The sequence below is a fragment of the Methylomonas sp. AM2-LC genome, assembly GCF_039904985.1.
In the GTDB taxonomy this organism is placed as follows: Bacteria; Pseudomonadota; Gammaproteobacteria; order Methylococcales; family Methylomonadaceae; genus Methylomonas.
Genome location: NZ_CP157005.1, coordinates 1,387,676 through 1,407,047, shown reverse-complemented (window position 1 = coordinate 1,407,047; position 19,372 = coordinate 1,387,676). Strand labels below are relative to the sequence as shown.

13 protein-coding genes are annotated in these 19,372 nt (G+C 41.8%); 7 read left to right on the top strand and 6 right to left on the bottom strand.

Going from position 1 to position 19,372, the window contains the following annotated elements; translation table 11 throughout:
* Nucleotides 1–89 precede the first annotated feature (89 nt).
* The 3 genes from ABH008_RS06300 to ABH008_RS06290 form a co-directional block, all read right to left on the bottom strand.
* A complete protein-coding gene (locus tag ABH008_RS06300) occupies nt 90–1,265 on the bottom strand; it encodes an NnrS family protein (protein WP_347989005.1) in 1,176 nt (391 codons plus the stop codon).
* Entirely contained in the window at nt 1,258–2,058 is an 801-nt protein-coding gene (locus ABH008_RS06295) for a ferritin-like domain-containing protein (RefSeq protein WP_347989004.1), read from the bottom strand. The genes ABH008_RS06300 and ABH008_RS06295 overlap by 8 nt, the downstream gene beginning before the upstream one ends.
* A 94-nt stretch (nt 2,059–2,152) precedes the next feature.
* The gene (locus tag ABH008_RS06290) at nt 2,153–2,542 is read right to left on the bottom strand and encodes a hypothetical protein (protein WP_347989003.1); all 390 of its coding nucleotides are present in this window, start codon (nt 2,540–2,542) and stop codon (nt 2,153–2,155) included.
* A gap of 299 nt (nt 2,543–2,841) precedes the next feature.
* On the opposite strand from ABH008_RS06290, the gene purB reads away from it, so the two are divergent.
* From purB to mtaB, 3 genes are read left to right on the top strand one after another with little or no spacing between them, the layout of a single operon-like run.
* The gene (gene purB, locus ABH008_RS06285) at nt 2,842–4,209 is read left to right on the top strand and encodes an adenylosuccinate lyase (protein WP_347989002.1); all 1,368 of its coding nucleotides are present in this window, start codon (nt 2,842–2,844) and stop codon (nt 4,207–4,209) included.
* Between the two features lie 17 nt (nt 4,210–4,226).
* A complete protein-coding gene (locus ABH008_RS06280; RefSeq protein WP_347989001.1) occupies nt 4,227–5,456 on the top strand; it encodes a nucleoside recognition domain-containing protein in 1,230 nt (409 codons plus the stop codon).
* A 6-nt stretch (nt 5,457–5,462) separates the two neighbouring features.
* Nucleotides 5,463–6,767 carry a tRNA (N(6)-L-threonylcarbamoyladenosine(37)-C(2))-methylthiotransferase MtaB gene (mtaB, locus tag ABH008_RS06275; RefSeq protein WP_347989000.1) on the top strand — a complete coding sequence of 435 codons (1,305 nt, stop codon included), beginning with the start codon at nt 5,463–5,465 and terminating at the stop codon, nt 6,765–6,767.
* Nucleotides 6,768–6,990: 223 nt separating this feature from the next.
* Here the strand turns inward: mtaB and xrtE are convergent, their stop codons facing one another.
* From xrtE to ABH008_RS06260, 3 genes are all read right to left on the bottom strand, one after another.
* Nucleotides 6,991–8,601: an exosortase E/protease, VPEID-CTERM system gene (gene xrtE, locus ABH008_RS06270; RefSeq protein ID WP_347989952.1), complete on the bottom strand. Its 1,611-nt coding sequence runs from the start codon at nt 8,599–8,601 to the stop codon at nt 6,991–6,993.
* 346 nt (nt 8,602–8,947) lie between these two features.
* The gene (locus tag ABH008_RS06265) at nt 8,948–9,145 is read right to left on the bottom strand and encodes a hypothetical protein (protein ID WP_347988999.1); all 198 of its coding nucleotides are present in this window, start codon (nt 9,143–9,145) and stop codon (nt 8,948–8,950) included.
* 200 nt (nt 9,146–9,345) lie between these two features.
* A complete protein-coding gene (locus ABH008_RS06260) occupies nt 9,346–10,776 on the bottom strand; it encodes an IS66 family transposase (protein ID WP_347985933.1) in 1,431 nt (476 codons plus the stop codon).
* 782 nt (nt 10,777–11,558) lie between these two features.
* Here ABH008_RS06260 and ABH008_RS06255 point away from each other — a divergent pair.
* The 4 genes from ABH008_RS06255 (at nt 11,559) to ABH008_RS06240 (ending at nt 19,340) form a co-directional block, all read left to right on the top strand.
* Complete coding sequence (locus ABH008_RS06255; protein WP_347988998.1) at nt 11,559–14,258, top strand: SdrD B-like domain-containing protein; 2,700 nt, start codon at nt 11,559–11,561, stop codon at nt 14,256–14,258.
* 635 nt (nt 14,259–14,893) lie between these two features.
* Nucleotides 14,894–16,618 (top strand): type I secretion system permease/ATPase, encoded by a 1,725-nt coding sequence (locus ABH008_RS06250; RefSeq protein ID WP_347988997.1) that lies wholly within the window; start codon nt 14,894–14,896, stop codon nt 16,616–16,618.
* A 60-nt stretch (nt 16,619–16,678) separates the two neighbouring features.
* A complete protein-coding gene (locus tag ABH008_RS06245) occupies nt 16,679–18,007 on the top strand; it encodes an HlyD family type I secretion periplasmic adaptor subunit (protein WP_347988996.1) in 1,329 nt (442 codons plus the stop codon).
* A 7-nt stretch (nt 18,008–18,014) separates the two neighbouring features.
* Complete coding sequence (locus ABH008_RS06240; RefSeq protein ID WP_347988995.1) at nt 18,015–19,340, top strand: TolC family protein; 1,326 nt, start codon at nt 18,015–18,017, stop codon at nt 19,338–19,340.
* Nucleotides 19,341–19,372 lie beyond the last annotated feature (32 nt).

Here is a 19,372-nt window from a genome sequence, read left to right as displayed (position 1 = left end):
CATAGTGTTGCAGAATCTATAGTGCGGCATGTTAATCATCACATGTAGCCGCACTATAGTGCGGTAAATTTTAAGCGTGATTACAAAAATTAACCAGCTTGTCCATCCACGCGGGGTGTCGTCAGAATGGGTGTGTAAAAAAATACAAACAGAGAGAATGCCGCCAACCAGAAATAGCTGGAAACTAAAACAAGATTACCCGACCAGGCAGGCACCAGCACAGGAAATAACACTCTGCATAATGCAGCAAGATTTATCAATAAAAAGGCAATTGCCATAATGTTAGATGCTTTAAGGGCTCTTCCTGTATGACCTAAAGCCACTCTCGCCATCATACCCAACGTCAGAGTTCCCAGACCACCTACTGTAAAGGCATGCAAGGCCAATAAGGGAGATATCCATGCAAATGCGGCCAAACTTAATAATCCAAAACCCAAGATTATCCAACCATATCCCACAAACAGTACCCATAATAAGGGTACATACCAAATACGACCATCGTACCAACTGGCTACCCGCACAAGATTGATTAACAACGCCATGACAGCTGCAATCGCCAAATAAGTGCCGGAAATATCCAGTATCATTAATATCAATGCCAATAAGCTGACTAGAATAGTTATTCCATCCAGTAGGGGATTACGGATGCAAACCACCCCACTCAAGCCACGTTCAGTAAAATAGGGAAACAATCTGCCAGCTATAATGACAATCATCATAACAACCAGAGTCACCAACAATTTCAAGCCTAAACTGGCACTGTCGACTAATAAACCCAAAAACTGCGCATGTATCAAACCATTTGCCACAGCCATTAACAGCAATAACACTACAAAAATAAAATTTTTATAATTTGCCTTTTTCAACAAGGGTTTTGCTATAAAATAAGCTAATACAGGCAAAAACGCAAAATCAAGACCCGCAATGATAATATCGGGTAACAGATGCGCATAAAAGGGCGCTATACGGCCGTATATCCATAAAAAACCCAGTGCAGCCAATTCATCCGGCGTGACGGTTTGCAAACCAGTCCAATTTCTGACTGCAGTCAATAAAAAACCGGCAATCACAGCCGTGGTATAACCCAATAGCATTTCATGCGCATGCCAAATATTTTGAGGAAAATAATTAAGCAAGTGTAGTGAGCCATCGGAAATAGAGTTCCAAAGGGCGATAAAGGCCAATGCTGATAATCCTGCCAATGCAAAAAAGGTTCTAAACCCCATGGCAAACAGTGGATAATCAAAAATCGGTTTTTTATTCATGCAAGCCCGCCTCCAGCCAATCGATTTCGTTATGAGAGAATCCAGCAATTATACGCACTTCTCGATTAAATGGGCCTTTGGGTTTACCAATATATGTCAGTAATAATTTGGCAAAACACGATTCGGGTTCCTGACCTTGTTCAATTGCCAAACGTTTAAACCAGTACGAACCGCGCTCAACGTGACCAATTTCGTCCTGATAAATTCGAGTCAAAATATCTACCCCGGCGTTATCATTCATGCCTTTAAGTTTATCTATCATCGCGGGTGTCACATCCAGACCTCTAGCCTCCATGCAACGTGGCACCACCGCCAAACGGGCTAATAGGTTATTTGCCGTATCTTCAGCCTGCAACCATAATCCACGATGAGCAGGTAAATCGCCATAATCGACGCCCAAACTTAACATATGTGTACGGATCAAACTGAAATGTTGTGCTTCTTCGTCGGCAATTCGTAACCAATCGCTATAAAACTCAGGTGGCAAACCACGAAATCTATAAATAATATCCCAGGCCAGATTAATAGCCATAAATTCAATATGGGCTAAGGCATGGAAAAAAGCGAGTTTACCCGCTTCAGTATTCAGGCTGCGGCGAGGCATATCGCGTGGCATTAACCATTCTGGCTTTTCTGGAAAAGCCGTATTCGCTATTGGCAGTGGCGAATCAGTCGATTCCATACATAATTGTTGCGCCATATGTAGCTGCCAAGCTTGATGCGTCGCAGCCAGTTTGCCCTCAACGGAGTGAGTAAACAGACATTTTGCAGCGAAATCGAACAGATTATTCACAAAATCACTCTAGCTAGCTGTGTGTATTGCGCAATTTTTGACAAAGTCAGTTTGATTATTAACACTAGAATGACCGCCAAACTTGCTGTGCGCCTTACTTCTTAGTCATGAAAAAAAACACAGTCTGGCACTTTAACACCATTTTGCTAGCCTCTTTTTCGACTGCCATGCAGGTTTCCATTTTAGACCGCCCAGCTGCTGCCTGTTTTAAAATTTTACCGTTTTCGATACTGTAATTTAAGCTGGCGCGTAACTGCGTTACCCGGGCATGCTCATCAGCATCTTGAGAAATACCCTCCATGGTACCGTCTTCTTTAAAGGTCCAGGTAGCATTGCTGGCTTTTCCATTGCTGCCATCACTATGCATGGATTCTTTATCGATTTGCCAAGTGCCTAAAATATCACTACGAGACAAAGGTACTTCTGCCTGCGCTGCAAAAGAGCATATCAGCATTACGAGAACGGTCAGTTTATGAATTTGCATGAAAGTCCTTAAAGTAGGATGGCTAAGAAGTTAAGGATTGTAGCACAGGCCAACACTTAACAATTTTAAACACGGCAAGCTAGTCTGAAATGCAATTTGCGCTGTATAATATAAGGTTGACTATGACTAATAGCTAAAGAAATCTATCGGTACTGACTGGCAATAACAACTAAGTTAATGTCTATAAGAAAAAAGCTAAGTATTTAGCTTTCAACAACATAAAAGTGTAAGTAGCCTTGATAAATTATCTGCAATCCATACAGCCAACAATACGTTTTTAAACCTTTGGATCATCATTTATGACAAACTTTGCTCTTACCGCCATCTCCCCTATCGACGGCCGCTATGCTAACAAAGTAGATGCTTTACGACCCATTTTTAGTGAATATGGCTTGATCCGCTACCGGGTAGAAGTCGAGGTACGCTGGCTACAGGCTTTAGCAAATCAAGCTAATATCCCAGAGGTACCCACATTATCAAACTCTGCTCAACTAGTATTGAATAATATTGTCAGCGATTTCTCAATAGCTGACGCTGAGGCAGTAAAAAACATTGAAAAAACCACCAATCATGACGTTAAAGCGGTGGAATACTTTCTAAAGGAAAAAATAAAACACCACCCCGAATTGCAAGCAGTGAGTGAGTTTATTCATTTTGCCTGCACATCTGAAGATATTAACAACCTGTCTTACGCCTTAATGCTTAAAGCAGGACGCAGTCTAACCCTAATAGAAATAGACAACTGCATTGCGTCAATAACACAACTGGCCTTAGACACCGCTGAACAGCCCATGCTGTCGCGCACCCACGGCCAATCAGCAACACCCACTACCACAGGTAAAGAGTTTGCTAATGTCGTTGCCCGCATGCAACGCCAGCGTCAGCAACTGGCCAATGTTGAACTTTTAGGCAAAATAAATGGTGCGGTTGGCAATTATAACGCTCACAGCGTTGCTTACCCGCAAGTGGATTGGGAGCAATTTGCCAAAAACTTTGTTGAATCATTGGGTTTAAGTTTTAACCCTTACACCATACAAATTGAACCTCACGATTACATGGCAGAGTTATTCCAGGCACTATCGCGTTTTAACACCATTTTGCTGGATTTTGATCGCGATATCTGGTCATATATTTCACTCGGCTATTTCAAACAAAAAACCATTGCAGGGGAAGTAGGTTCTTCCACTATGCCACATAAAGTCAATCCAATTGATTTTGAAAATTCGGAAGGCAATCTAGGTTTAGCTAATGCTATGCTGGGCTTTTTAAGTGAAAAACTGCCAATTTCACGCTGGCAACGTGATTTAACTGACTCAACGGTCTTACGCAATATTGGGGTTGGCATTGCTCATACCAGCATTGCCATTCAATCAACACTTAAGGGTATTTCCAAATTGGAAATCAACCCACTACTGATTGATGCAGATCTGGATAATAATTGGGAAGTACTTGCTGAACCCATACAAACAGTAATGCGCCGCTATGGCATCGAAAAGCCGTATGAAAAACTAAAAGAACTTACCCGAGGTCAACGAGTAACAGGTGAAGCCATGCGCGCCTTTGTAGAAACACTTGATATCCCACAAGCTGCCAAAACCGAACTCTTAAAGCTAACCCCCCATAACTACACCGGTTATGCCGCTCAATTAGCACAAAAAATCGGTTAACGAATCAGACGGGGCTAGTGTTAAATTTTATCTGGATTTTCTTTTTCCTAAGTGCATTTATCACCGCATTATTTAAATGGCTGGTGCTGGGTGATCACAGCGTATTTTCTGGCCTGATGAACGCACTTTTCAGCCAATCAAAACATGCTTTTGAAATATCGTTAGGACTTAGCGGGGTACTGACTTTATGGCTAGGCATTATGAACATAGGCTCCAAGAGTGGTTGTATTGACCTACTCACTAAAGCCCTAAATCCGCTTTTCAGCCGACTGATGCCAGAAATACCCAAAGACCACCCCGCACTGGGTGCCATGGTTATGAATATAGCGGCTAACATGTTGGGCCTGGATAATGCCGCTACACCTATGGGCATTAAAGCCATGCAAGAAATGCAGAGCTTAAACCCACATCCTGATCGGGCCAGCAATCCGCAAATATTGTTTTTGGTACTTAATACCTCCTCTATTACCTTGTTCCCCGTCACCATATTTGCTTACCGCGCACAATTGGGTGCCATTAACCCCACCGATGTTTTTATACCGATTTTAATCTGCACCTATATGTCAACACTTTGTGGCTTACTGGCTGTTGCAACGGTGCAAAAAATCAATTTACTGGATAAAGTGATACTCAGTTATCTGGGCGGCATAAGCTTGATTGTCATTGGCTTACTCAGTTATTTTTCACAGTTAACCCAGACGGAAATGCTCGATCAATCCGCCTTATTGAGTCATATTATCTTATTCAGCTTAGTCATCAGTTTTATTGCCGCCGCCAGTTACAAACAACTGAATGTGTATGAACTGTTCATAGAAGGTGCCAAGCAAGGCTTTCAAACCGCAATCGGAATAATTCCCTATTTAGTTGCGATGCTGGTTGCATTTGGTGTATTTAGAGCCAGCGGCGCACTGGAATTGATTACCCAACTGCTACGGTTATGTGTCGACTTTTTTCATATTGACAACCGTTTTATTGATGGATTACCGACTGCACTATTAAAACCTTTCAGTGGCAGTGGTGCCAGAGCAATGATGATAGACACCATGCAAACCCAGGGCGCAGATTCGTTTGCGGGTCGCTTGGTCTCGGTATTACAAGGCAGTACCGAAACAACGTTTTATGTATTAGCCGTTTATTTTGGCGCTGTCGGTATCAGCCAGACTCGCCACGCGGCTGCATGCGGTATGATTGCTGATCTGGGTGGCATGTTAACTGCGATTTTTGTGACTTACTGGTTTTTTGGATAACCCGCCATGCTAAATATACATCTCAAAACCTTAGGCTGTCGACTTAATGAAGCTGAGCTTGAAACTTGGGCGCAGGCTTTTCAAGCCGCGGGCCATCAATTAACGCGCAAAGCGGCGGAAGCGCATGTCGTGGTAATCAATTCCTGCGCAGTTACTCAGGAAGCTGTACGCAAATCCAAACAATTAATACGCCGTATTCATCGAGACAATCCACAGGCCAAACTGGTGGTCAGCGGATGTTATGCAACACTAAACGAAGCAGAAGCCGCCCAGTTATTGGGTGTAGACTTAGTAATCAGCAATAAAGACAAACAGCAGCTAGTAGAAAAAACCCTTAACGAGCTGAATTTAGACAGCATGCCTAGCATGTCTACGGAACCCGGTGAAGTATCCTTGTTTAGCCGAGGCAGGCAACGTGCATTTGTTAAAGTACAGGATGGATGTCGCTACCGCTGCACTTTTTGCATAGTCACGGTAGCACGTGGCGAAGAGCAAAGCCGATCTGCATCAGCTATCATTGCAGAAATTAATGCCTTACATAGCCAAGGCATTAAAGAAGTCATTATTACCGGGGTGCATCTGGGTGGCTATGGTAGCGATATAGATTCTAATCTTAGTGAATTGATTAAGGCTATTTTGCAGCATACTCAAATAGAACGCCTGCGTTTAGGCTCTCTGGAACCCTGGGAATTGCCCGAGGGATTTTTCGACTTATTTAAAAATCCCCGCCTTATGCCCCATTTACATATGCCGCTGCAAAGTGGTAGCGATGCAGTGTTACGCCGCATGGCCAGACGCTGTAAAACCGAGGAGTTTGCAAGTATGGTGCAGCTGGCTAGATCCCGCATACCTCACTTCAATATTACCACTGATATTATTGTTGGCTTTCCAGGAGAAACTGAAACAGAATGGCAGGAAAGTTATGACTATATTAAAAACCTAGGTTTTGGGCACATTCACATTTTCAGCTATTCGCCTCGAGAAGGTACAAAAGCGGCAGGTTTAACCCCACAAATAACTCAGGCAATTAAAAAACAACGCAGCCAACAGCTACATGTTTTAGCAGAAGAAATGAAACAACAATTTATCAACACTACTCTGAATTCAACTGTTGAAATCTTATGGGAAGGGCAAACCGAACAACTGGAGAATAGTCGAACCCGTTATTTTGGTTACACCGAAAATTATTTACGCGTGGCATGTGATGTAGACAACTCAATAAATTTGGAAAATCAGATTTTAGCCGGCAGACTCATCAACAGCACAGCCGATTTTATCCATGTAGAATTACAGCCAGTTGCAGTCGTTTGAATAAAGCTATTATTCATTAAAGGGAACTTCGAAAAACCTGGCTTTTGCGCTTCGACGGGCTCAGCACGAACGGTAAATTATTGATATATAAATACCGCCGTTCGCCCTGAGCCCTTCGATACAACTCAGGAGAGCCTTGTCGAAGGGTGGTTTTTCGAAGTTTCCTAAAGTCGAAGGATGAATGGTCTATGCCACTCACATATTAATAAAACGCTTACTATTTCTACCATAATGACCAATGCTGGGTTGCCACAACATAAATTGCCAAGGCTAAATTAGTCACCAAATGCGCGATAACCGCATCAACTAATTGCCCACGTCGATATAAAGCCAAGGCATAGCAAATACCTGCTAAAAACCCAGCCAGCCATTGACCATGCAGAATACCAAACAAAAATGAAGAACCCAGTAAAGATAACCAAGTAAATTGACCAGGAGTGACTTTTTCAAAATTCTGATCCACTAATTTGGTAATCACATAACCGCGAAAAGCTAATTCTTCAATAATCGGCACAGTAATAGTTGCACCTAAAAACCGAAATAATAACCAGGTGTAACCAATTTGTTCAGGTTGTGCAAACAAGACCATCGCAAACTTTTCATCATCGCTTGCAGAAAACGGAACGAGCATCCACCATAAGACAAATACAAACAAACCAATCAATACTGACTGATAACTGACATCCAACGAATATTTACGATAAACATCACGAAAATACCAGAGCACAGCGGCGCTTATTAACACTTTTAACGGATATAACCAATCAAAACCACTGCTAAACGCCATAGCAATCAAAATACTAGCTAATAACACTACAAACGGCATAAGCAAAGCCATGGCTTTATCTGGAGAATACTGGCGTTCAACAACCAACTCTGATTCCTGATTAATAAAGTAAGGTACCTTTTGGCATACCACAATCACTAATACACTCAATGATACAAACAATATCCAGCCAGCAGTGGAATGAAAACCACTGACTGCAATGGCGGGAGAGATTTTATCCCCGATCACAACTAACACTACTATGCGCAAAACATTCAATAGCCACATAGCCAATATACTGAACGGAAACAAGCAAAATGTGCGCGGAAACCGTAATTGTTTGCGAAACATCCATACATATAAACTCAAAAACGCAGTAATCAAGCCCATCCCTTCGTAGCCTGAACAAGCTGCAGAGATTTCTACTTGAAAAGCGGGTGTGCCTAAAATGGCTCGCTCGGTGTCAGCCACTATTTGCGGATAAAAAACACCCAGTATAAATTGTGCCAAATTGAAAGTTGTTTTTAATAGCGGCTCCCAGGCTTCTTTGGCTAAAAAGCCAGTCTGCATAGACAATAAACCTGCTATTGCAGCACCCAACAAGACTTTATATTGACTCTTGACGACTATAAACCAAAACGATGGACGCGCCATCATCAGCAAGCAAGCTATACCAGCCAGAAAACCAGTCAACAACCATGCTATTCCAACAGCATTAACCCATAGAGAATTGAGAGTAGTGTTTGACGGAATATCTTCCAATAAACTGAGGCTTAGCAAATAAAAGATGACACTGGCAACTAACTGTAAAAACAGATAACGCCAAAAATTTGAATGCGGTAATTGTGTATCAATCACAGCCAAAACCTGTTTACGCCGCGCCAAGCTCAAAATAAACAGCACGCCGACAACACTGATTAAATACCTTAACAATTTACCCGCATAATAAAGTGAGCTATAAAACACATAAGGCGTTTGCGCAATGACTTCAGAACCACTATCAAATCGCAAAGTGACCACAAGAACCTCAAGTGCTATTAAGAGCAGTGCAGCAAGACAACGCCACATAAAATGAGTACGGTTTACGTTCCTAGTCGCTACCGGTAATTTTGGATCCAATACTTTTATCAATTTTATGTACTCAATGATTTAATTATCAGCGTGATTGCCAGCAACAATTAGAAATAAGGCCAAGACCGACCATACACAAGTTAGATATGCTTGATACAAACACTCAACCGATAATGCGACTTAACTTTACTTAAACGACAACGACATCAAAAATAAACTCGCAAAAAAAAAGCCGAGTGTTAAACATCTCGACTTTACTGCTGCTAGAACAGATTGCTAACAAACTATCCTAAGAGAATAACTATCACCATCCGGCTTAGTTTTTTATTTAGGTATACTAACCTTATTTACCGCGACGACGCTCAGCAACCAAAGCAATAACACCGCTCAACAAACCTAAGCCAATTATTGCAAAGTTCGCATCCATTTCAGGTGCAACTGAGACGCCACCTGGAGAAGGAAGTGGAGCTGGGTTAGCATTTGCCAAAAAAGTGACTGATACTAAGCTTAAAAACATAATAAACTGACTTAATTTTTTCATTTTCATTTCCCATTACGATTAATTAAAAAACCCAATCAGGATATATTCCTAATAAAGATTCACCAACAACACACTAAAAAAACAATTTCGAGAACATTGTACTACTTCACATTTATTTAAAGCAATAGCACTTTAGTCCCATATTTAAAAATAAAGGTAACTATTCAGCGTAATTTATCACGCTCAGCGAATTTTGGTCGTCACCGTATAAAATCCGGCAATTTGCCATTAAAGAGCAGTGTCAACGCTTCGCTGGCTGATATGTTGTTTTTCCGGCATGTTGATAAATAACTTCGAACACGGCAAAAAATATCAGCACCTTCCTGACTACGAAAACAGCCTGAAATCTTTTGGTGAACCTTGGTCATTCTGATGTCGTTCTCTCCTTGGTTATTGGTAAAGGGTACCTTGGCATCAGTCATAAACCTTAAGGTTTGCTGCTCAAAGTTGATTAACCGCTCCAATAAGTTTCGCGATTTACTGCGTTTAAGTCGTCCCCGTTGTCCTTCCTTTCTCTCTGGGAGCGGGGGAGGACATTCCTGCTCAGCCTCTTTAAGAATTGCCCGATATTGATCGGTATAGCCTGCCGCTATAGAATCGGATAAAACACCGCCCTGGGCCTTAACAGCCTCATTGATAGAAACAAGCAACTCTCGCATATCCTTAGCCCATGCTTGGTTCTCTTGTTCTTCGGCATAGGTCAGCTCGCGCAAATGGTGAGCGTTACATAAGGCATGCAGGCAGTTCAACTGGAAATAGGGCTTCCAGTGATCGTGGCAGAGAATACCTGTAAAACGGGTTAAAACATTCATAGCGGTTATTGCTTCCATGCCGCGTTTGGCGTGGGCGTAAAAGAGCGTCCATTGCTGGTTCGAAATACAGTGCAGCCAATGATTTTTCCCATTGATGTTGATCCCGGTCTCATCGGAATGCAATAGGGACGAGGCGAGTATTTTCGTGATGAGTTTCAATTCAAATTGTTCGAGCAAATGATAAGCTTGCTGGTTAAATTCAAAGATTGAGCCGACACTGATCGGTAGTTGGAATTGATCCTGAAATTGCTCTTGAACACGTTGGTAGGGAATGAGTTGATATTGAGACAAATACACGGCCTGTGCTTTGACGCCATTCCCGTATTGCACCGCTTTAGTGACTTCAACCGGAAAAGAGGCTGTAAAACGTTTGCCAAATTGATCTTCCAGAACTTGAGCGCGGTATTCGGTCACAAGGCGCTGAATCTCAATATCAAATACTTGGCGGATCTCAAAACCAACTTCCTGATAGTTCCCTGGTGGTAAAGTCGCCCGATCTAATTCCAGAATTTCAATTTCATCGGGATCGTCCACTTTTTTTAAAGTTGTACCTATCCGACCGAACTGCCCACCGCGCTTTCTATTTTTGCCTTTGTTCTCGTCATCGCCACTGACTTTGTCTTGATCTTTAAAACGATCCGTAGAAGGCGGTTTGCTGCTATTTCGGCTAGTCAGGCTTAAACGATTAGCCATTATTTGAATCAGCATGATCATGACTTCTAAGGTCGCACGCAAAGCTGATGACATATGCTCTTCATCAGCGATCAGTTGCTGAACTTTTTTGATGGTGTCTTCAATGTTGATATTATCGACAGTCAAACTAATATACCGCTAAACCGTTACTGTTAGCGGTATTATAAGGCCAGTTTTAAAAGTCGATTTTTGCCTTCGAGGTTGCGATGTAGGCCACGAACGACCAAGAGTCACTACCCTTCTATTTAATGTTGCAATTGAGGAATTGTAGTTGCCGAATGCGTAGCTAAATACGTCATTCCACTACAAGCTGGCAGTTCACTGAATTTTTTATTTTTCGACCAAAAACCTTGTCAAGCTTTTTTTTAATTATTTACGCTGAATAGTTACAAATAAAGTTACCTATAAACTTGCTCTATCTACAAAGCTAAATATACAAGCATTTGCCTCGCCTAAACAGAAAAATCGGCCCCATTTTTAATAACACATATTTGTATGCTAATGTCAATAGCACGCTCTTGTTAATTTTTTTTTGATCATTGCACCTTTGTACAATTGCATTACATACATAATTGTGAAAAAATTGAACTGTCTCACAAAAAATTATTATCAATAATTGTCATAAGCTATTTGATGCGCGATCAAAAGTTTTGGCATAAATGCTTATGTATTAAAACTGTCATGACTTTGTTGTACATTATTTGCCAGAGATAGATAGATCGTCAGTGGATTTGGTATGATAATTTTTGGATATTTGCTAACGCTATTTTGCTTTAAACTTTAAACTAAATAAAAAAATCAATACTCTTCAATGTACAGATTTATCAACATATACATTAGCGTCCAGAGATCGAAATTCAGCTTTACTTAATTACCCATCTTTAAACTTAAACAAGAGGTTTTGAAAAATGAGCATAAATACCTTAGGCACTTTAGCAGCTGATGTTACTAGTACCATCTATGGAAACACAGAGACACAATATGCTGGCGGCCCTGTATTAGATCCAAGCTTTCTCTACATAACTATTTCTAATAGCAATGTTCCGCAACTAGCTAATGGTTACACCTATGGAACTTTTTGCCTTAATATCAATCTGACCACCTACTACGGCAATTCATCTGTACATTCCATTTATACAAACGCAACAGCTTATGCTGGCTACACTGGCAATGACACAGATACCTATCAAGCAGCCAGCGCATTGGGCGAAAGCGCACCAGCAGTACAAATTCCGTTGACTGAAACACAAATTCAAGAAATCAACTGGATCGTTGAGCACAACTTCAACACCGACAGCCAATATGCAAGTGCTAACAATGGCGCTGGTTACACTTTTGGTGAAATACAAGCGGCAATTTGGGAAATTGAAGGATTGACTCCTGCAGAATATACCTCTGCAGCCGAATTAGATTTACTAACCAATAATAATCCAAGTGCATTTTTACAATCAGCAGCTGACGCCATTGCTGGATTTGCTAAAACGGCCATTGCTGCAGGCGCGGCTTCAGAATTACTCACCAACGCCAATGCCACCATCGTGCTGCAACCTGGTACTGCTAACAGTGCCATTTCACTACCTGCTGGCACCATTAGCCAACCGCTACTGGTCGAAGTAGGTTCAGGTAAAATCGATGGCACAGTTTGGCAGGATACTTTATGTACAGGCAGCGCACCTACTGGAACAGCACCCCTACTTAACGGCGTTACCGTTGAATTAATGGATAGCACTGGTACCAAAGTAATTGCTACCACTGTTACCAGCAATGACCCAGTAACTGGAGCTGCAGGCTATTACGAATTTACCGGACTAAATGCTGGCAATTACACAGTTAAATTCATTACACCAGCCAACTACTATTATAGTGATGACAACTCAGGCAAACCGGGTTCTGCGACCACTCTAAGCGACGATGCTAATTCCACCACAGGTCTGAGCAGCGTAATTTCAGTTGCACAAGGTCAATCAGTTTCCTATGTAGACGCTGGCTTAGTCCATGCTTCAATTCTTAATGGAACTGTGTTTTTAGATAGTAATGGCAATGGTGTAAAAGATACTGGCGATATCGGTGCAAAAGGCATCACTGTTGACCTGTTGGACAGCACAGGCAAAACAATTTTGGATCACACCGTGACAGATGCAAACGGCAAATACTCTTTTACCGAAGCACCGGGTACATACATTATTGAAGTAATAGCACCTAAAGGTGACGATTTTACACAGCCAACAACCGCAGGAGCATCAGGTAGCATTGTTTCCCAAGTGGATGATAATGGCTACTCCACAACCATTACTACATGCGGTACAACCACTACTACAAATGCTGGCATTACCCCTTGCACTGTCAATCTGGGCGGTGAAATCTGGAACGATACCAACGGTAATGGTTTGATTAACGCTCCATGCGAAAAAGGCATGTCTGGCATTCAAGTAACCTTGGTTGGAACGGGTGCCTCAGCAGGCTTTACGCCAATAACTGTTACCACAGACTCAACTGGACATTATAAATTTGCCAATGTCGCTTGGGGTACCTATATCGTTGAGATGAATGTACCTAAAGGTGAAAGCTTAACACTGGCTAATGTGGGCGGCTCCGCTAATGCAGACAACAATTCTGAGTTTACCTACCAAACCATATTGGGAACCACCAATCTGATTAGCAACGGCAGCTTCGAAACCGGCAACTTATCTGGCTGGAGCGACCCATCAGGCCATGCGCACGTGGTAACTGCCAGCTCACAAGGACTGACAGGTGCTACAGGCGCAGATGTACTGGAATTGCAAGGCGTCGGCCAGTTTTCATGCTGGTCTTCATGGTTTGGAGGCTCTGCTTGTTCTAGCGACTACGTAACACAAAATGTTGCAACTACAGCAGGCCAAACTTATCAATTGTCATTTGATGCAGCTGAAAACTACTGCAGTACCCATGCAGCAGCTGCGTCTATCGAAGTATTGTGGGGAGGTAACGTAATTGGAACTATTAACCCAACATCTTCTACATTCCATACTTATACATTTAATGTAACTGCTGGCTCTGGCACCTCAAGCACTTTGGAGTTCTTGGAACAAGGCACCGCAACAACAGGTGGCGCTTTCTGCTGTAGCAGTCAAAATACAAATTCCAGTGCCTTTATTGATAATGTTCATTTGGTCAGTGTTAATACCCTTGCAGAAACAGGCACTATTACTGTTAACTCTTGCAATGACAATCTGAATATTAACGGCGGCTTAACCAATTGCCACGTTAAAGGTAATGTATGGGTTGATAACTGTCATACTGGCGTATACGACTCAGGCCATGATACTAACTACTGCGGCGAAACTGTTAAACTTGAAAAATGCATCAACAATGTTTACCAAGTAGTTGCAACAACAACAAGTGACTGTCACGGCAATTATGACTTCGGCAATCTGGACTGCGGCAAATACGAAGTGGTATCACAATGCGCTAGCGGCTATGGTTTTACTACCCAAAACGCTTGCCAAACACCAACAGCCATTACTTCTTGTGTAGATACAACTGGCTGTAGCCATGAGATTGATCTGTGCGCTAGCCAACAATATTACACTGCTAATATTGGTGTATGTCACACTTCATATTGCTGGTAATGTTAAACAAGAGAGCATAAGCCTCTTTATATCGACTAGATCAAGCTGAGCAAGCTGTATCCGCTCAGCTTGATATTGATCGATAACTTGCAACATAAAGTGATATCCCAGCGTTCAATAATGATAGCTGGGCTACATTTTCAAAAAATACTCCCCACCACAACTCAAGTTTTTTTCAATGATTATTTTCGAAAAAAACCAATTAAACATGCATATCAGTCTATTTAAATCGTTTTCTGCGCATATCCAACAGGCAGCAACATAAATTTTATTTAATTATTTACTGCTATACTGTTTAAGGTATTTAGCCTGCTTATTCAGGACATTTAGATTGCATGTAATTAAAATCGAAGTTGTAAACGTAATTTTTAATTTTTTGTATTATCCTAAATATTAAAGCTAGGACAGCCATGTAACGCTAAACTTATAACTTATACCAAAGCGAGTAGCCAATTAAGAGTCTAAGTTGTAACAAATATTATAAGTAAACCATCAATATAAACACTATCAATATCTTATAAAATACTGGGATTTTTAACATAAAACTATAGATGTAGCATGGTTTGGTTTTACCAACCAAACTGAACCTCGGCATTGTTATACACCACTCTGCTTAACTCATTTTCTGCCTAAACATGGTCAATACTACTGACAGCAATCTATCCAAACCACAATCAGAAATTAAGCAAGCGCTACTGCTTTGCAAATCTGCCTTTATTTCAGTAGGTATATTCAGTCTATTTATAAACTTACTGTTACTCATTCCTTCGATATATATGCTGCAAGTGTATGACCGGGTCATGGCATCCAGTAGTGAATCAACCCTGCTAATGCTCACCCTAATTACCCTGTTTTTATTAATGGTCATGGGAGGATTGGAATGGACACGTTCACAGATTATGAATGTGACCGGCAACAAACTGGACAACTTACTCAACAGCCGCATTTATAATGCCTTGTTTAGCCAAAGTTTAACCTCCGGAAAAGGCATGACCGCACAGCCCTTGACCGATTTACAGATGGTAAGACAGTTTCTAACTGGACCGGGTTTATTTGCATTTTTCGACGCCCCTTGGCTACCTATTTTTATTGTTTTGCTATTTCTGTTCCATCCATATTTTGGCCTGACCGCGATTATTTCGGCATTAATATTAACCGGCTTTGCCGTCTGGAACGAATATGCAACTAAAGATGATCTGGAAAATGCGTCTAAAGAATCGATTGCGGCTCAGCAAATGACACAAGCCAATTTACGTAACGCCGAAGTCATCGATGCCATGGGCATGCTGCCACAGGTAAGAGAACGCTGGCGACAAAGACAAAACCAACATTTAGACCTGCAACTTCGTGCCAATGCTAAAGGTGGCTTGATTACCGCGCTATCTAAATTTTACCGCCTTAGCATTCAGTCTTTAATTTTAGGTTTGGGCGCTTATCTCTCCATCCACCGAGAAATAACCCCTGGCCTGGTCGTAGCCGGCTCAATTTTGATGGGACGCGCTCTGGCACCAATTGATCAAATTATTGCTCAATGGCGCAGTGTACTAATGGCACGTGACGCCTATCATCGTCTGGATAAATTGTTATTCAACCTACCTAATAACGAAGAACCCATGTTACTGCCTCCGCTAGTAGGCGAAATACGGGTAGAAAATTGCGTCATTATTCCACCCGGTTTATCAGTTCCAGTGATTAAAGGCATTAATTTTGCCATTCCAGCAGGTTCACATCTGGCCATTGTTGGCCCCAGCGCCGCAGGAAAATCAACACTGATAAGAGCATTACTAGGTATTTATGCACCAAGCGAAGGAGCAGTACGCTTCGATGGAGCCGAGGTTCGGCAATGGAATAAATCACAATTAGGCAATGCCATTGGCTATTTACCGCAAGACGTGGAGTTACTGGATGGCAGCATCGGTGAAAATATTGCACGTTTTGGAATCGTAGATCCAGAAAAAGTAGTTGCTGCGGCCAAACACGCTGGCATCCATGACATGATATTACACTTACCAGAAGCTTATAATACTCGCATTGAAGGCAGTGGCTATAGCTTATCTGCTGGACAGCGCCAGCGCCTTGGATTGGCACGGGCACTCTACGGAGAACCGAAGGTTTTTTTACTGGACGAGCCTAATTCAAACCTTGATCAGGAAGGTGAAATGGCCTTACAGCGCACTTTGCAATATTTAAAGCAAACTGGCCGTACAGTCATTATTATCACCCACAGAAGTAATATCCTAGCCCAAATGGACTATATTTTAATTCTGGCAAATGGTGAAATTATGCATTTTGGGTTTAAAGAAGATGTACTAGCCGCCCTTCAACAACAACCCCAAAAACCAGTTGAGCAAAAAGCCTAGCCCTATGTCATTAGCCTCAGCAACCAATTCTTTACCAACTTCTTAATACTACTGGCTATCATGTCTGATAACAAACCTCTTGTTAGCATTGAAAATACTGATGAACGGCGTTTTCGCCACATTGGCATCCTTATCATTATTATTGTTTTTGGCGGCTTTGGGCTATGGGCTGCAATAGCACCTTTAAGTAGCGCCGCACTAGCACCTGGCATTGTAGCCGTAGAAAGCTATAGCAAAACTGTTCAACATCTTGAAGGCGGTATCGTTAAAAGCATTATGAGTAAAGATGGTGACAATGTAGAACAAGGACAAGTACTCATTGTGCTGGATGACACACAACCTAAAGCACAACTAGAAATTTTGAATGGGCAATTTTATATTGCTTTAGCTAAAGAAGCGCGTTTACTTGCTCAACAAAACTTTGCAACAGAAATCAACTATCCAGACACATTAATTATCAATAAGGATGATAACCGGGCTAAGGAAGCCATGCAGGTACAAAACCATACATTTAGTGTACAGAAAAAGGCTTTTGAAGGTGAAATTGGTTTGTATAGACGCCAGATTGAGCAATTTGATTCGCGCATTACTGGCTTAGAAGTCCAGCGTAAAAGCCAAAAACAATTGATTCAATCTTTTCAGGATGAGGTCAATGATTACAATGCACTGGTTAACCTGGGTTACTCCGAAAAGCAAAAAGTCCGAGAATTTCAACGTAATCTATCACAATCAGAAGGAAAACTGGGAGAACTGGTATCCGGGATTGCGGAAACAAGTCAGCAAAAAGCAGAAACTGAGCTGAAAATTGTGCAATTAACTAAAGATATGCAACGTGATGTCGCCAAAGAATTGAGCGAAGTGCAAGCAAACTTATTTGAATTACGTGAACGCATTCAATCTTTACAGGATACAGTCATCCGAACCATCATCAAAGCACCTGTTGCTGGCATGATCATGGGACTAACGGTACATACCATTGGCGCAGTTATCCAACCCGGTGGCAAGTTATTAGATATTGTCCCTCAAGGAGAAAACTTGATTGTAGAAGCCCGCATTACGCCGATGGATATTGATCGAGTCCATATTGGCCAAACAGCAGAAATTCGCTTTAGCGCTTTTAAAACCAGAACTACCCCCAAAATTGACGGTACGTTGATATTTATATCGGCTGATCGTCTAACTGACGAACATGTTGCCAACGCCGAACCTTATTTTCTGTCACGAATTGCTATTAGCTCTAACGGATTACAAACCTTGTTAAAATCTGAACTAAAACTTTTACCGGGTATGCCCGCCGATGTAATGATTCATACCGGCGAACGCACAATGTTTCAGTATTTAGCGGCACCTTTAAAAGATAGTATTGCCCATTCGTTTACAGAGGATTGAGCTTCGTATGCTACGCAACGCATTCCGACTAAAACTATTAAGTGTGTTAGTGTTAACTTTGACAAGTCATCACACAAAGGCTGGTGTTTTGTTAGAGTTATACCAACAAGCCATCACCAATAACCCAACCATTCTCAGTAAACAATTTATTATTGATCAAACCAAAGCCCGGGAAGATTTAGCCTTCAGTAAACTGCTCCCCCAAATCACAGCCAATGGTAGTTACTCCAAAAACCAATACAACTCTATCTCGACAGGCGTACAAAACTACCCTGGTTTGCGTGGTGTCGTACAAGCCAGACAAGCTTTATTTGATTTAGCCACCTTTCTGCGCTATCGAAGTGCTGAGGATAGCACTAGACAAGCAACTGCGGAACAAGATGCTTATCGCCTAGAACTCTCTGGCGAATTGTTGGATCGTTACTTACTCACTCTTGAAGCTGTCGATAAAATCTCCTATTTGCAAGAAGAGAAAAATGCGGTTGACATGCAAGTCAAACGTCTTACAGAAATGCAAAAACGACAAATGGTAAAAATCACGGATCTTTATGAAGTCCAAGCTTATCACGAACAATTGGCTACTCAGATAATAGAAGCCGAAAATGAAAAGGCCATATCTTTAGAGCAGTTACGTGAAATTTCCGGCATCTTACCTACCAATCTTGATCTATTATCTGTGCAATTATTTCCAAAGGCACCAAACAATGTCGAGCAATGGATCAGCGATGCCATCAATTCCAATCCCGGCTTATACGCTCTTCACGCCGCCCTGGATTCAGCAGAACACAATATGGCAGCCAGTAGAGCTGATCACCTACCCGTTCTGTCATTACAAGCCATCGAAACCTATTCCGACCAAAGCTTCGATAACCGGCAAATTTCACCAACGGGCAATGGCTATCAAGTCAGTAGTGTTAATTTGCTAGTCAATGTACCTATTTATGAAGGTGGCAGGGTCGAAGCGGGTTACCATGAAGCTTCGGCAAAAAGGCAAATTGTTTTACAGGAATTTGAAAAGCTAAAACGCGAAATTGAACGCCAAACCCGTAGTGCATTTTTAAATGCGTCCTCGGGTGAATCCAAAATAGATTCAACCTTAAGACATTTGGAAGCAATCAAGAAAACCCATGCGGCCAAGCAGCAAGGATATGAATTGGGTGTTAATACGATAGTTGATGTACTAGAGTCGCAACGTGATGTCTACAAGGCACATATTGAATACCAAAAGTCTTGTTACGATTATGCTCGCAGCTTAATCATGCTTAGAGTCTGGTCTGGCGGACTGAGTGTGGAAAATATAGAAGAAATTGATAAATGGTTTAGCGGACACTAAATGACGGTTTCCAGACTTCCCCCGCTACAGGA